16 protein-coding genes are annotated in these 13,418 nt (G+C 65.3%); 8 read left to right on the top strand and 8 right to left on the bottom strand.

Annotated elements, in window-relative coordinates:
• Position 1 precedes the first annotated feature (1 nt).
• The 3 genes from AC5ZG5_RS28175 (at position 2) to AC5ZG5_RS28165 (ending at position 1,836) form a co-directional block, all read left to right on the top strand.
• On the top strand, positions 2-850 hold the full coding sequence (locus AC5ZG5_RS28175) for an ATP-binding cassette domain-containing protein (protein ID WP_456644832.1): 849 nt from the start codon (positions 2-4) through the stop codon (positions 848-850).
• Positions 851-857: 7 nt separating this feature from the next.
• On the top strand, positions 858-1,439 hold the full coding sequence (locus tag AC5ZG5_RS28170; RefSeq protein WP_028165364.1) for a flavin reductase family protein: 582 nt from the start codon (positions 858-860) through the stop codon (positions 1,437-1,439).
• Positions 1,440-1,671: 232 nt separating this feature from the next.
• Positions 1,672-1,836: a hypothetical protein gene (locus AC5ZG5_RS28165; RefSeq protein ID WP_165435215.1), complete on the top strand. Its 165-nt coding sequence runs from the start codon at positions 1,672-1,674 to the stop codon at positions 1,834-1,836.
• Positions 1,837-1,937: 101 nt separating this feature from the next.
• Here the strand turns inward: AC5ZG5_RS28165 and flbD are convergent, their stop codons facing one another.
• The 6 genes from flbD to sciP form a co-directional block, all read right to left on the bottom strand.
• Positions 1,938-3,323, bottom strand: a complete 1,386-nt coding sequence (gene flbD / locus AC5ZG5_RS28160; protein WP_028165362.1) for a sigma-54-dependent transcriptional regulator FlbD — start codon at positions 3,321-3,323, stop codon at positions 1,938-1,940.
• 49 nt (positions 3,324-3,372) lie between these two features.
• Positions 3,373-3,723: a flagellar motor switch protein FliN gene (gene fliN, locus AC5ZG5_RS28155; protein WP_028165361.1), complete on the bottom strand. Its 351-nt coding sequence runs from the start codon at positions 3,721-3,723 to the stop codon at positions 3,373-3,375.
• A gap of 22 nt (positions 3,724-3,745) precedes the next feature.
• Positions 3,746-4,369, bottom strand: coding sequence for a FliH/SctL family protein (locus tag AC5ZG5_RS28150; protein ID WP_130226000.1), 624 nt, complete (start codon positions 4,367-4,369; stop codon positions 3,746-3,748).
• On the bottom strand, positions 4,369-5,454 hold the full coding sequence (gene fliG, locus AC5ZG5_RS28145; RefSeq protein WP_028165359.1) for a flagellar motor switch protein FliG: 1,086 nt from the start codon (positions 5,452-5,454) through the stop codon (positions 4,369-4,371). The genes AC5ZG5_RS28150 and fliG overlap by 1 nt, the downstream gene beginning before the upstream one ends.
• 1 nt (position 5,455) lies before the next feature.
• The gene (fliF, locus tag AC5ZG5_RS28140; protein ID WP_456644833.1) at positions 5,456-7,087 is read right to left on the bottom strand and encodes a flagellar basal-body MS-ring/collar protein FliF; all 1,632 of its coding nucleotides are present in this window, start codon (positions 7,085-7,087) and stop codon (positions 5,456-5,458) included.
• A 173-nt stretch (positions 7,088-7,260) separates the two neighbouring features.
• Positions 7,261-7,536 (bottom strand): CtrA inhibitor SciP, encoded by a 276-nt coding sequence (gene sciP, locus AC5ZG5_RS28135; RefSeq protein ID WP_002714638.1) that lies wholly within the window; start codon positions 7,534-7,536, stop codon positions 7,261-7,263.
• Between the two features lie 218 nt (positions 7,537-7,754).
• Here sciP and AC5ZG5_RS28130 point away from each other — a divergent pair, with 218 nt between their 5' ends.
• Positions 7,755-8,240 carry an anthrone oxygenase family protein gene (locus AC5ZG5_RS28130; RefSeq protein WP_456644834.1) on the top strand — a complete coding sequence of 162 codons (486 nt, stop codon included), beginning with the start codon at positions 7,755-7,757 and terminating at the stop codon, positions 8,238-8,240.
• A gap of 99 nt (positions 8,241-8,339) precedes the next feature.
• Here AC5ZG5_RS28130 and AC5ZG5_RS28125 read toward each other — a convergent pair whose 3' ends face one another.
• Together AC5ZG5_RS28125 and AC5ZG5_RS28120 are read right to left on the bottom strand one after the other, a co-directional pair.
• Positions 8,340-9,077, bottom strand: coding sequence for a flagellar hook assembly protein FlgD (locus AC5ZG5_RS28125; protein ID WP_130225196.1), 738 nt, complete (start codon positions 9,075-9,077; stop codon positions 8,340-8,342).
• Positions 9,078-9,088: 11 nt separating this feature from the next.
• Complete coding sequence (locus AC5ZG5_RS28120) at positions 9,089-10,645, bottom strand: flagellar hook-length control protein FliK (protein WP_456644835.1); 1,557 nt, start codon at positions 10,643-10,645, stop codon at positions 9,089-9,091.
• On the opposite strand from AC5ZG5_RS28120, the gene AC5ZG5_RS28115 reads away from it, so the two are divergent.
• The 4 genes from AC5ZG5_RS28115 to AC5ZG5_RS28100 all read left to right on the top strand — a co-directional run bounded on the left by AC5ZG5_RS28115 (position 10,644) and on the right by AC5ZG5_RS28100 (position 13,279).
• Positions 10,644-10,862, top strand: a complete 219-nt coding sequence (locus AC5ZG5_RS28115) for a hypothetical protein (protein ID WP_456644836.1) — start codon at positions 10,644-10,646, stop codon at positions 10,860-10,862. The two genes, AC5ZG5_RS28120 and AC5ZG5_RS28115, sit on opposite strands and share 2 nt — an antisense overlap.
• Before the next feature lie 173 nt (positions 10,863-11,035).
• Positions 11,036-12,214: a tRNA 2-thiouridine(34) synthase MnmA gene (gene mnmA / locus AC5ZG5_RS28110; protein ID WP_130225246.1), complete on the top strand. Its 1,179-nt coding sequence runs from the start codon at positions 11,036-11,038 to the stop codon at positions 12,212-12,214.
• Positions 12,215-12,233: 19 nt separating this feature from the next.
• Complete coding sequence (locus tag AC5ZG5_RS28105) at positions 12,234-12,872, top strand: class I SAM-dependent methyltransferase (RefSeq protein ID WP_130580310.1); 639 nt, start codon at positions 12,234-12,236, stop codon at positions 12,870-12,872.
• A gap of 47 nt (positions 12,873-12,919) precedes the next feature.
• A complete protein-coding gene (locus AC5ZG5_RS28100) occupies positions 12,920-13,279 on the top strand; it encodes a hypothetical protein (RefSeq protein ID WP_130225247.1) in 360 nt (119 codons plus the stop codon).
• The last annotated feature ends 139 nt before the right edge of the window (positions 13,280-13,418 follow it).

Below are 13,418 nucleotides of genomic sequence, written 5' to 3'. Positions count from 1 at the left end.
AATGCAGGAAGTCCTTCGTTTTCGTCCGCTCGAGACCGAGGCTGTCGCGCGCGAGGATTTTGTCGAGGAGGCGCGCCAGTTCCGCCGTAGTCCCGACCTGCCGTCGCGCGGGCTGTCGCTGACCATCCGCGGCTTGCGCAAATCCTTCGGCGACAATGAGGTGCTGCGCGGCATCGACCTGCACATTCCGGCCGGCCAGTCGGTCGCGATCGTCGGCCGCAGTGGCTGCGGCAAGAGCACATTGCTGCGGCTGATCGCGGGGCTGGAGAAGCCGACCGCCGGCAGTATCAGTTTTGGCGAGCCGGCGCGGCCAGAGGATATCCGCGTCATGTTCCAGGAGCCGCGGCTCCTGCCATGGGCGCGCGTGCTGTCGAATGTCGAAGTCGGCCTCGGGCGCGAGCGATCGTCCGCCGATGCGCAGGCGCGCGCCGAGAAGGCGCTGGTCGAGGTCGGCCTCGGCGACAAGCGCGGGCAATGGCCTTCGGTGCTCTCGGGCGGCCAGAAGCAGCGCGTCGCGTTGGCCCGCGCGCTGGTTAGCCAGCCCCGGGTGCTGGCCTTCGACGAGCCGCTCGGCGCGCTGGATGCGCTGACCCGGATCTCGATGCAGCGGCTGCTCGAGCGGGTCTGGCGCGATCAGGGCTTCACCGCGATCCTGGTGACGCATGATGTCTCGGAAGCGGTGGCGCTGGCCGACCGGGTGCTGGTCATTGAAAATGGCCGCATCGCACACGATTTCAATGTCGACATCGCGCGCCCGCGCGAGCGCGGCTCGGCCGAACTCGCGGCGCTCGAGGGCGCGATCCTGAAGAATCTCCTGGAAGGCACCGAAGACACTTCCGACGATCTGTGAGGCCCACATGAACTCCGCCGTCCGCAACATCGCGATCGATCCCGTGGTCACCTCCGACGAGTTTCGCGGCGCCATGCGCCATCTGACCGGCGGGGTCAGCGTCATCACGGCGGGGCGCGGCAAGGACATCTCCGGGATGACGGTGACTTCCGTCTCCTCGTTGTCGGTCGAGCCGGCCTCGCTGATCGTGAGTCTCAATCGCGCCGCGTCGTCCTGGCCGCTGGTCAAGCGTCACGGCGTTTTCGGCGTGAACATCCTGAGTTCGGACCAGGTCGAGATCGCCGAGCGCTTCACCGGCAAGGGCGGGCTGAAAGGCGCCGAGCGCTTTGCCGGCGCCGAATGGACGACGCGCGCCTCCGGCGTGCCGCTTCTGGTCGGCGCGCTGGCGGCGATCGATTGCGAGGTCGAGGACGTCGTGGAGCGTCATTCGCACGCAATCGTCATCGGGCGCGTGCTCGACCTGCAGGTCTCCTCGCGCACGGGAGCGCTCGCCTATTGGCAGGGGCGCTATGTCGCCGTCGACCAGGACGAGGATGCCGCCAAGCTGGCCGACGTCAGCGTACCCACACGCGGCGTGCATCTGCGTTAAGGCTCGATGACTTCTCTTTGAAGCGGAATTCCGGGTGAGGGGAGCCTCCGCGAGCGCAACTGCTATCGTATTCGCGGAGACAGCCCCTCACCCCAACCCTCTCCCATAAGAACGGGGCGAGGAAGAACGGCCGTCATCGCTTTTGGGAACGGACACGCCAGCCGTGGCGTTTTGCCTCCTCGCGCAATAGAAGGCATCAGTCTTCTATTGCCGGAAGGGAACGAAGCGCGTCATGGGCTCGATGAAACGTCTTGCAACCTGGGTCTTCTACGGCATCGGTGCGCTCGCGATCGCCTATCTCGCGCTCTATGCCTATGTCGCCTTCACTGGGCGCGACTTTACGCCCGGTGATCCCATTCACATCTTCCGCAAGCCGGACGCGCCGAGTTATTCGTAGCTCCATGCGTCATTGCGAGGAGCGAAGCGACGAAGCAATCCATGCCTCCGCGTGCGGCGCTATGGATTGCTTCGCTGCGTTCGCAATGGCGGTGGTGGCGATTACCCGGCCGTCGCCAGGCGCTGATAGTCCGCCGTGCCCGATCCCGCGGGCGGGATCGGCAGGCCGCCATCGGCATATTCGTTCAGCTTGTTGCGCAGCGTGCGGATCGAAATGCCGAGGATGTTGGCGGCATGGGTGCGGTTGCCGAGGCAGTGCTTCAGCGTCTCCAGGATCAGATCGCGCTCGACGTCGGCAACGGTACGGCCGACCAGCGCGCGCGTCACCTGCTCGGCGGCGAGGGTGGCGTGAGCGACCGCCGGCGCGGTCTTGGCGAGGTCGAGGCGGTCGCCGTCCGGAGTCACGATGGCATCGGGGCCGATCTCGTCGCCCTGCGCCATCAGCACGGAGCGGTGGATGGTGTTTTCAAGCTCGCGGACGTTGCCCGGCCAGCGGTTCGTGGTCAGCACCCGCCGTGCCTCGGATGACAGCGGCCGCGCCGACACGCCATTGGCCTCGGCGTATTTCTTCGCGAAATGCTGCGCCAACTCCAGGATGTCGGCCGGCCGGTCGCGCAGCGGCGGGATCTTCAGGTTGACGACATTGAGGCGGAACAAGAGGTCCTCGCGGAAGGTGCCGGCGCGCACGGCGTCCGCGAGATTGCGGTTCGAGGTCGCGATGATGCGGATGTCGACCGGGACCGGCTTGGTACCGCCGACGCGGTCGATCACGCGCTCTTGGATCGCGCGCAGCAATTTCGATTGCAGCCGCACGTCCATTTCCGAGATTTCATCGAGCAACAGCGTGCCGCCGGTGGCTTCCTCGAACTTGCCGATACGGCGCGCGATCGCGCCGGTGAACGCGCCCTTCTCGTGGCCGAACAATTCGGATTCCAACAGATGCTCGGGGATCGCGGCGCAATTGATCGAGATGAACGGCCGTTTGGCGCGCGCCGAGCGGGAATGGACGTAGCGCGCCAGCACTTCCTTGCCGGTCCCGGATTCGCCGGTGATCATCACGGAGGCGTCCGAGCCCGCGATCTGCTGCGCCAGCTTGATCACACGGCCCATGGCTTCGTCGCGGTAGACGAGGTCGCGGGAATCATTTGCGACCGCGGCGAGTACGGCGGCGATCAATTCCGGCTCCGGGGGCAGCGGGATGTATTCCTTGGCGCCGGCGCGGATCGCCGCCACCGCGGCGCGGGCGTCATTGGAGATACCGCAGGCGACGATCGGCACGTGGATGTGCTCGGCTTCCAGGCGCATCACGAGGTCGCGAATGTCGAGGCCGACATCGACCAGCAGCAGGTCGGCGCCCTTGCCGCCGCGGAGCACCGCCATCGCCTGCTCGTTGCCTTCCGCGTGCGTCACGGAGGCGCCGTTGTCCATCGCGATCTTGGTGGCGGTCGTGAGCTGGCCCTTGAGGGTGCCGACGATGAGAAGCCGCATGAGTGTCTCCTGTCTCCCGCGCGTCCGTCGCGCGTCTATCGGTTAAAGGCTAGCTACGCTCTGCCTTGATGATTTCGGTCATGGTCACGCCGAGCTTGTCCTCGACCAGCACCACTTCGCCGCGCGCCACCAGGCGGTTGTTGACATAGATATCGATGGCCTCGCCGACCCGGCGGTCGAGCTCGAGCACGGTGCCGGGGCCGAGCTTCAGGAGCTGGCCGACATCCATCTTGGAGCGGCCGAGCACGGCCGAGACCTGCACCGGCACGTCGAAGACGGCTTCGAGGTCGGAGGCGATGCGCGAAGCATGTTCGTCCTCGTTATAGCCCACATCGTCGTCCCTTGGCGCGTCCGCCGAGTTGAGGTCGGGGAGCGGGACATGTGTGTCGGTGTCACTCATCGTCGATCCTTTGGCTCAATCCTCATGGCCGTTGGTCACGGGACGCCATGTAGCGTCCGACAAGTTCGTTGATCTTGGCGTCGATCGTCGCGCGTTCCAGCACGATGCCGCCGTCGGCCCATTCGATCCGGCAGTCGCCGATCGCAATGGTCGGCTCGGCCAGGATCACGAGGCGACCCTGAAAGCCGCTCTGCGCGGCCAGCCGCTCGATCTTATCGCGCGCGCCCTCGTATAGCGCATCATTGATGCGGACCACGATGTGAGGTGTCGAGACCAGATGCGAGAAGCAGTCGGACACCAGCGCCGTGATCTCGCCAAGCGGTTCGCGCGCGATCATTTCGCCGCACAATTTGCGCGCGACCGAGACCGCGACGTCGACGGCTTCGGTCTCCATCCGCGCCTCGATGCCGGAAAAGCGCGACGCGATGGTCTTGATCGCAAGCCCGATCTCTTCCAGCGCGAGCGCGGCGCGGCGGTCGCTCTCCACCTTCGCTTCGTGCTGGGCGGCATCGTAGCCGTTGCGATAGGCGCGCGCTTCGGCTTCCGCGACCTTCTGGGCGATCTCGGCGGCGGTTGCGGCGCGCTCGCGCGACTTGGCGGGGACCGAGAAGTCGGTATCGAACAGGAATTTTGCGGGCGCGGCCATCAGTACACCAGTTCGTCGTCGGCACGGTTCTTGGTCAGCATGATCTCGCCCTTGGCGGCGAGGTCCTTGGCGAGATTGACGAGCAGCGCCTGCGCCTCGTCGACGTCGCGCAGGCGTACCGGTCCCATCGCCGCCATGTCATCCATCAGCATCTTGCCGGCGCGCGAGGACATGTTGCCGAGGAAGAAGTTGCGGACCTCCTCATTGGCGCTCTTCAGCGCGATGCCAAGCTTCTCCTTGTCGACATGGCGCATCAACGTCTGGGCCGAGCCTGAATCGAGCTTGACCAGGTCGTCGAAGGTGAACATCAGCGCCTTGATGCGTTCGGCGGATTCGCGGTTTTCCTCTTCCAGCGAGGTGATGAAGCGCGTTTCGGTCTGGCGGTCGAAATTGTTGAAGATCTCGGCCATCACCTCATGGGCGTCGCGGCGGCGGGTCTGCGACAGGTTGGACATGAATTCGGTGCGCAGCGTCTGCTCGACGCGCTCGATTACTTCCTTCTGCACAGCCTCCATCCGCAGCATGCGGCCGACGACATCGAGAGCGATATCCTCGGGCAGGATCGCCAGCACGCGCGCCGCGTGCTCGGACTTCAGCTTCGACAGCACCACGGCGATGGTCTGCGGATATTCGTTCTTGAGGTAGTTGGCGAGCACCTCTTCCTGGACGTTGGAGAGCTTCTCCCACATGTTACGGCCCGCGGGCCCGCGGATCTCGTCCATGATGCCGCTGACGCGGTCGGCCGGCAGATATTGCTGCAGCAGCCGCTCGGTGGCGTCGAAATTGCCCATCAGCGCGCCGGAGGCCGACATCCGCGAGACGAATTCGAGCAAGAGGTCCTCGACCACGTCGGCTTCCACGGTGCCGAGCGTCGACATCGCCATCGATAGCTCGCGCACCTCGTCATCGTCGAGCAGCGACCAGACCTTGCCGCCGTATTTCTCGCCGAGCGCCAGCATCAGGATCGCCGCGCGCTTCGGGCCGGAGATCGGCTTGCTCTTCGGACGGTCGCCCTGACGGCTCGACAGGGTCGAGATGACGCTCGTGATGTCGTTGGCGTTTGCGGTTTGCGGGACGCTGGCCATCTCAGGTCTCGGCAGGCTCGGTCAGCCATTGGCGAACAATGGAGACGGTTTCGTTCGGATTGCGTTCGGCGAGTTCGCCCACGCGGTTCACGGCCTGGGCATGGACCTGGCCCTGGATCTGGGCGACGTCGATCATGTGCGCGGCGCCGCCGCCGGTCAGGAGCGCCTGGCCCTGTCCGCCTTCGCTGCCGGCCTGCGCGCTGGCGTCGGCCAGTGCGGGCACCGAGGCCTCGGCGCGGCCGGGTACGACCTCGTTGGCCAGGATGCGCTTGACCAGCGGGCGGATCACCATGAACAGCACGACCAGGCCGAGCAGCATCATCACGCCGAGCTCGATCACATACATCACGTCGTCCTTGGTGAACTGCAGCATGCCGAGGAAGCCGGTGGGCTCGTTGAGCGGGGCCACCGAGGGCGCTTCGGCAAAGCGCAGGTTGACGACCTCGACCTGATCGCCGCGCTTCTGGTCGAAACCGATCGCCGAGCGCACCAGGGCGGCGATGCGGTCGAGCTGCTCCTTGGGGCGGTCCTGGTAGACCATCTCGCCCTTTTCGTTCTTGGCATAGCTGCCGTCGACGAGGACGGCGACCGAGATGCGGTTGACGCGGCCGGCTTCGGTCACCTCGGTCTTGGTGGTGCGGGAGATCTCGTAATTGTTGGTCTCCTCGCTCTTCTTGCTCTGGTCGCGGGCGCGCGCGGCATTGTCCTGATTCTGGTTGCCGGGCAGCTCGTTGTTGACCGTGACCTGGCCGCTATTGTCGGCGGAGAGGCTCGATTCCTCCCGGGTCTGGCTCGAGCGCAGCACGCGCCCTTCGGGATCGAACTTGTCGGAGGTCTGGGTGATCTTGTTGTAGTCGAAATCGGCCGAGAGCTGGACGCGGGCGCGACCCTGGCCGACCACGGAGGACACGATGTCCTCGACCTGCTTGCGCATCCGTTTCTCGAAGGCAGCGCGGCGCTCGTCGCCGACGGCGTTGTCGGCATCGCTGGTGGCGCCGTCGGCGAGCAATTGGCCGGCCTCGTCGACGATCGACACCCGCTGCGGCTTCAGCCCGTTGACGGCGGAAGCGACCACGTGGCGGATGGCGCGGATCTGCTGCGGCTCGAGGGTGCCGCGCACCCGCACCACGATGGAAGCGGACGGCTCCGGCGTCTCGCGCGAGAACAGCGGCCGCTCCGGCAGCACCAGGTGCACGCGCGCGGCCTGGATACGGTCGATGGCGCGGATGGTGCGGGCGAGCTCGCCTTCCAGGGCGCGCAAATGGTTGATGTTCTGGACGAAGCTCGTGGTGCCGAGCGCGTCCGACTTGTCGAAGATCTCGTAGCCGACGCCGCCGCCCTTGGGCATGCCGCCCTCGGCGAGCTTCATGCGCAGCCGCATGACCTTGTCCTTTGGCACCATGATGACGGCGCCGTCATTGCGCAGCTCGAACGGGATCGCCTGCCGCTCGAGCTCCTTGACGATCGCGGAGGAGTCCTCGATGCTCAAATCGGTGAACAGGGTCGTCAGTTGCGGCGTGGTGACGCGCAAGATGACGAACGCGAAGAAGCCGATGAGCGCGGCGGTGACCGCCACCATCGCCGCCAACCGGGCCGCGCCCAGGCCCTTCAGGAAAGCAACCAGACTTTGCACCAACCGCCCCCAGGGATTCGGCCCTCGGAGGGTCCGACTGGGCAATTATTGCCTAGGGTATGGTTTCCATCCGGTTAACGACGGTTAAGAACCGCGGCAGAAAGTAGGACATGAAAAAAACCGGCTTCGCAAAGCGAGGCCGGTTTTCATCAAATTCGATTGGTTTCGAGGGCTTATTGTCGATATTGCTGGATCCGGGTGGTGCGCAGCCCGGCCAGCCCGTGCTGATCGATGGAAAATTGCCAGGAAAGGAATTCGTCGACCGTCAGCGTGTAGCGGCTGCAGGCTTCCTCCAGGGAAAGCAGACCGCCGCGCACCGCGGCAACAACTTCAGCCTTCCGGCGAATGACCCACCGTTTTGTACCGGGCGCAGGCAAGTCGGCAATGGTTAGCGGACTGCCGTCGGGCCCGATGACGTATTTCACCCTCGGGCGATGGGGTTCTGTCATGGCGTACTCACAAACTCTCGACCACTGAACTCACTCTGCCAAACTACGCGTGTCGGCTTAAAATTTGCCTAAGCGCAATCCTGCAATACGAATCGTTGGAAATGCCGGTAGGGTGGCTCCGCCCCGGCACCTGTCCCAGTGTGGGAAAGCGGCCCCGGCCGGAGCCGACGGGCGCCTGGTGGGGTCCGAATCACAACCCAGCGGAAGCGAGGTCGCCCGTGGGCGAGATTGTAGTGCCGATCCTCCTCTGGTTCGCGGCGATCGGCTGTGGCCTGCTTGCTGGGCTCTATTTTGCGTTCTCGACCTTCGTGATGAGGGCGCTCGGCCGCATCGAGCGGGCATCCGCCATCGCGGCCATGAATGCCATCAATGTCGACATCGTCCGCTCTCCGTTCATGCCGCTCTTCCTCGGCACGACGCTGGTAAGCGCGATCCTCGCCGCCCTTGCGGTCTTCCGCCTGGGCGAGCCGGGCGCGGCGGCGATGCTCGCCGGCGGGGTGCTCTACGTCGTCGGCATGTTCGTCGTGACGATGATCTTCAACGTTCCCCTCAACAATGCGCTGGCTGCGGCCGATCCGGCGAGCACTGAGGCGGCCTCCCTATGGATGCGGTATCTCAAGGAATGGACCTTCTGGAATCACGTGCGGACGATCGCCTCCACCGCGGCCTGCGCGCTTTTCATTGCCGCCATCGCGGCGGATTAGAGCATTTTCGAGCGAAGTGGGTACCGGTTCGCGCGAAGAAAACCCGTCAAACAAAGAATCTAGAGCTATTCGGTTCTGATTCATCAGAACCGAATAGCTCTAGGTCGATCCCGACCCATCGCCGGAGCCTGCATCAGAATCCTTGCCGCCAGTGCTCGGGCGGATCACCCGCTTGATCTGGTCGGTTGTATAGGTCTGGCCACCGATCGAGAGCAGTGGCGGGGTGGCGGTCAGGTCGACGGAATCGACAATGCCCTGGACTTCGGTCGAGATCGCGACGTTGTTGCCGGAGGCGTCCTTGCCGGTTGCGGTGAGCGTGTAGCTGCCCGGCGGCCATTGCGTGCCGTCATTGCCCTTGCCATCCCAGACGAAACTGGAGCCGCCCGTCTTCAGCGAAAAATTGCCGGAATAGGCGGTTTGGCCGGTCGAATCGGTGATCGTGATGGTGGCGCTGCTCTCCTTCGGCGAATTGATGTTCCAGGTCGCTGAGCCGTTGAAATTGGCCTTGCTGCCGTCGACCGCGACGGTATTGCCGACATAGATCAGCGCCTGCGTCGACTGCGCGCTCTTCTCCAGGGCGACGATCGAGCTCAACTGGTCGTTCATCTTGAGCTGCTGCTCGACGCCGGCGAACTGCACGAGTTGCGCCGTGAACTGGTTGGTGTCGAGCGGATCGAGCGGGTTCTGATTCTGCAGTTGCGTCGTCAGCAGCGTCAGGAAGGTCTGGAAGTTGTCGGCAATGCCCTTCGTCTGGGTCGACGCGGTGTTATTGCCCGAGGCCGTCCCGGTCCCGGGTGCCGATACGACCGGCGACGGCATGGATACGTCGGTTGCCATGGTGCGCTCCTCTAGACTCTAATATCGACGCCGCCGCTCGCGCCGAGCATGCGGCCATAGCTGCGACCGGCGACGGTCGCCGGCACGCTGTCTTCTTCGCTGACGATCAGGCGATGTGCATTGGGATTGGACTGGTGGCCGCCGTTCTGCCCCGACGACGATTGGTCGCGCAGGCTGAACTGCAGCCCGCTGTTGCCGGTCGAGAGGCCGGCATTGTCGAGCGCGCGCTGCAGTTGGTTGGCGTCCTGGCGCAACATCTGCAGCGTTTCCGGCCGCTCGACGGTCAGATGCGATGTCACCTGACCATGGTTGTCGACATGGATGCGCACATCGATGCGCCCGAGCTCGGGCGGATCGAGCCGGATTTCGAAGCGGCTCTTGCCACTCTTGGCCGAGGCCGCGATCTCCAGTGCGAGGCCGCTGACCGGCACCGCATTGCCATGGGTTGTTGCCGCGGTCACGGTCAGTTGCGAATTGGCCGCCGGCGTTGTGGGCGTGGATGGCATCTGCGGCTGGATCATGGCGGCCGCCTGCGCAGCGTTGTCGGATGCGGCGGCCAGCGTTTGCGCGGTGTTCGCTGCGCCCGACTCCACATGGCTTGCCGCGTGCGCGGACGGCGTCTGCGCGGAATTGCCTGAGGCGTCCGCTTTCACCGCGTCAGCAAAGGCGTGCTCGGCTTTCTGCTTGCCGGCGGCTGCTTCTGGCGGGGCGATATCCGGGACAAGGCCAGTCGGTGTTTCGGCCGGCGCGGAGTCTGTCGCGCTGTCTTGTGCGCCGGACGTGGGGATGGCGTCCTTCGCGGTCAGCGTCGGCTTTGACTGGGCTGTGGCCTTCGCCTGCGGCGTCGGCGAGGGGGCGGCGGCTGCAGACAGTGCGATGCCGGTCGCGGTGTCGCCAACTGCCTCCGCGCCAACGGAAACGGCGGTTACGGCTTTGGCGTCCGCCTGAGCTTCGGCCTGGGCATCGGTCTTGGCCGCGTCGGCCGCTGCGGGAGTTGTAGCGGCGACCGAGGCCACAGCCGCGATGGCCGCGGCTGCCGTCGCGAGCGGAGCGGCGGCCGGGTCCGCTACCGGCGGTGTTGCGGGCGCTGCATTCGCGGGGCTCCCGACGACTGCGGAAACCGTCGCTGTTATCACCGTGGTTGCAGCGGTGCCGTCGTCCTGCTTGGACTCATCACCATCCTTGTCACCATTCTTGGCATCGTCCTTGGCTGGGACATCGTCCTTCGGCTTCGACGACTTTGCCGAATCGGACTTTGGCGTGTCGGGTTTCGAATCAGGCTGATCGGCTTTGTCGGCCCGGGTGCTGGAGCCGATGTCGTTGCGCGCACCGACATCGTTCCGCTCAGAGCGGTCAGGGCCGGCGCCGTCATCGCGCGACCTCGAGTCCGCCGCCGGAGCAGGATCATCGTTCCGGCGCGCCGATGCAGGCGGCGCACGGGAACTGTCGTCGGGGCGCTCGTTGCGGGCCGCCGTGTTGCTGTCGACCAGTGCGGCAAAACTGTCATTTCCGGGCGCGGGGCCGGAATCCGGTCGCGCCGACCTCGGCGAATTGGCCTGAAACGACATGCCTGCCAATGCTTCTTGCGCGACCTTGACCACAACCGACCCTCAGGATGGAATTCAGTTCCCCATCAGCAAGGAGCGGGCCAGCAAGTCTGCGAAAGAATATCCATACATTACAGTGGTTTACGAGGAGGATGCGGGATTTGGAACAATGGCCCGGCGGTTCGCTTTTTGCCCGGCGGCAAGATTTGCCGTCTACATCTCTTCCAAGGACGGCTGATTGCTTCGCGGCGATACGGCCTATATTCTATATTAAAGGGTGGCTTTTCCTGCGCCCCGACGAGGCAAATCGGCCTTTTTCGGCGATGCTCCAAAGCCTTCTGGGTAAAGTCCGCTTTTAACGCTGGTCGCGGGGGCAACGGCTGCTCGCGACAGAAATCGATGACCTCTTCCATGCGCAACAGTCTCGATCTCGAAGGCCGTCCCGAGGACACCAGGGTCGTGGTCGCCATGTCCGGCGGCGTCGACTCATCGGTGACGGCTGCGCTCTTGAAGTCGGAAGGCTACGATGTGGTCGGGATCACGCTGCAGCTTTACGACCACGGCGCCGCGACCCATCGCAAGGGCGCCTGCTGCGCCGGCCGGGACATCCACGACGCCCGCAATGTCGCCGAGCGGATCGGCATTCCGCATTACGTGCTCGACTATGAGAGTCGTTTCCGCGAATCGGTGATCGACAATTTCGCCGACAGCTACGCGCTCGGCGAGACGCCGGTGCCATGCATCGAGTGCAACCGCGCCATCAAGTTCCGCGATCTGCTCGCGACTGCGCGCGAGCTCGGTGCCGCCGTGCTCGCGACCGGGCACTATGTCGCCTCGCGGCCCCTCGCCGACGGATCGCGGGCGATGGTCTGCGCCGCCGATGCCGATCGTGACCAGAGCTATTTCCTGTTCGCGACCACGCGCGAGCAGCTCGACTATTTGCGCTTTCCGCTCGGCGATATGACCAAGCCGCAGGTTCGCGAACTCGCGCGCCGCTTCGGTCTCGAGATCGCCGACAAGCAGGACAGCCAGGACATCTGCTTCGTGCCGACCGGCCGCTATACCGACATCATCAGCCGCCTGAAGCCGAATGCGGTCGCGCCCGGCGACATCGTCGATCTCGACGGCAAGGTGATCGGCCAGCACCAGGGCATCGTTCATTTCACGGTGGGCCAGCGCAAGGGGCTGGGGATCGCCACCGGCGCGCCGCTGTATGTCGTGAGGCTCGATGCGGCGAGCCGCCGTGTCGTGGTGGGCCCGCGCGAAGCGCTGCGCATGGATCGCATTCTCTTGCGCGACGTCAACTGGATCGGCGATGGCGCGCTCGATCGCGTCATCGGCGAGGGTATCGAGCTGTTCGTGCGCGTGCGCTCGACGCGCGCGCCGCAACCGGCCTGGCTGCGTAGGACCGATCGCGGCTACGAGGTTGAGCTCGTCGCCGGCGAAGAGGGCGTATCGCCCGGGCAGGCCTGCGTGTTCTACGACGCGCCGTCCGGCCAGGCGCGCGTGCTCGGCGGCGGATTCATCAAGAGCGCGGCCGCGAGGAACGTGGCTGCGATGGTGCGGCCTCTCGCCGAGGCCGTGCGCTGACATAAATTCGGGGCAGGGGATGGCGGCGGATATCGACCGCGAGGGGGTCGAAAAGGCCTATGGGCGCTGGGCGCCGATCTACGATTTCGTGTTCGGCAAGGTGTTCGATCAGGGCCGGCAATCGACGATCGCCGAAGCCGACCGGATCGGTGGTCGCGTGCTCGATGTCGGCGTCGGCACTGGACTGTCGCTGGCGGATTATTCGCGCAGCACCAGGCTTTGCGGTGTTGATATTTCCGAGCCGATGCTGCGGCGGGCGCAGCAGCGCGTGCGGGCGCTGGGCCTGACCAATGTCGAGACGCTGGCGGTGATGGACGCCAAGAACCTCGCGTTCCCGGATTCGTTCTTCGACGCCGTGGTGGCGCAATATGTCATCACGGCGGTTCCGGATCCCGAGGCGACGCTGGATGATTTCATCCGCGTGCTGAAGCCTGGCGGCGAGTTGATCCTGGTCAATCACATCGGCGCCGAAAGCGGGCCGCGGCGCCTGTTCGAACTGGCTTTCGCGCCGCTTGCCCGAAGGCTCGGCTGGCGGCCGGAATTTCCATGGGCGCGGCTCGCCAACTGGGCCAGGAAACATGGCGGCGTCACCCTCGCCGAACGGCGCCCAATGCCGCCAATGGGGCATTTTTCGCTGATCCGCTTCCGCAAATCGTGAATGCGGTTTTGGCCGGAACCTCCGCGCGCGCCGGCCGTTTGCTTCGCATGCGGATGAACCAGTCACTTGTCTTTTTCGGTGTGCTGATGGCGGTGCCGGGTGCGGCGGTCGCACAGGCCCCGCCTGCGCCGACGACGCCCCCGGCGCAGACCGCGCCGCCCCAGCCCCAGCGCGGCGAGAATTGCACGCCGATGCAACAGCCGGCGAATCCCAACGCAAAGCCGGATACCACCACCGGGCAGCGATCCGAGCCGCTCGGCGAAAAACTGTCGCGCTCCGATGGCGTGCTGTGCCCGCCTGCGGGCGTAGATCCCGAGATGCGGGCACCGCCCCCGGACGGCGGCAATACTCCGGTGATCCCGCCGCCCGGCAGCCCCGGCGGCGATCCCTCCGTCCGGCCAAAATAGCCTCCGTTTCGCAGCACCTTGGCTGGCGGCTTGTTGGCAGGAGGCATATTGGCAGAAGGCCGGCCGACGGCCTGCTTTGCTTGACAGGCCGTCCGCCCACTCCTTATATGCCGCGCATTCGCGCCGCGGCATCTGCATG

This window comes from Bradyrhizobium sp. Ses1 (assembly GCF_059512365.1).
Note: the sequence above shows the minus strand (reverse complement) of the source record. Positions and strands in the feature narration are given on the sequence as shown.

Coding starts and splice junctions, on each gene's coding strand:
- AC5ZG5_RS28175 (WP_456644832.1), top strand. CDS start 2: ATGCAGGAAGTCCTTCGTTTTCGTCCGCTCGAGACCGAGGCTGTCGCG.
- AC5ZG5_RS28170 (WP_028165364.1), top strand. CDS start 858: ATGAACTCCGCCGTCCGCAACATCGCGATCGATCCCGTGGTCACCTCC.
- AC5ZG5_RS28165 (WP_165435215.1), top strand. CDS start 1,672: ATGGGCTCGATGAAACGTCTTGCAACCTGGGTCTTCTACGGCATCGGT.
- flbD (WP_028165362.1), bottom strand. CDS start 3,323: ATGCGGCTTCTCATCGTCGGCACCCTCAAGGGCCAGCTCACGACCGCC.
- fliN (WP_028165361.1), bottom strand. CDS start 3,723: ATGAGTGACACCGACACACATGTCCCGCTCCCCGACCTCAACTCGGCG.
- AC5ZG5_RS28150 (WP_130226000.1), bottom strand. CDS start 4,369: ATGGCCGCGCCCGCAAAATTCCTGTTCGATACCGACTTCTCGGTCCCC.
- fliG (WP_028165359.1), bottom strand. CDS start 5,454: ATGGCCAGCGTCCCGCAAACCGCAAACGCCAACGACATCACGAGCGTC.
- sciP (WP_002714638.1), bottom strand. CDS start 7,536: ATGACAGAACCCCATCGCCCGAGGGTGAAATACGTCATCGGGCCCGAC.
- AC5ZG5_RS28125 (WP_130225196.1), bottom strand. CDS start 9,077: ATGGCAACCGACGTATCCATGCCGTCGCCGGTCGTATCGGCACCCGGG.
- AC5ZG5_RS28115 (WP_456644836.1), top strand. CDS start 10,644: ATGCCTGCCAATGCTTCTTGCGCGACCTTGACCACAACCGACCCTCAG.
- AC5ZG5_RS28120 (WP_456644835.1), bottom strand. CDS start 10,645: ATGTCGTTTCAGGCCAATTCGCCGAGGTCGGCGCGACCGGATTCCGGC.
- mnmA (WP_130225246.1), top strand. CDS start 11,036: ATGCGCAACAGTCTCGATCTCGAAGGCCGTCCCGAGGACACCAGGGTC.
- AC5ZG5_RS28105 (WP_130580310.1), top strand. CDS start 12,234: ATGGCGGCGGATATCGACCGCGAGGGGGTCGAAAAGGCCTATGGGCGC.
- AC5ZG5_RS28100 (WP_130225247.1), top strand. CDS start 12,920: ATGCGGATGAACCAGTCACTTGTCTTTTTCGGTGTGCTGATGGCGGTG.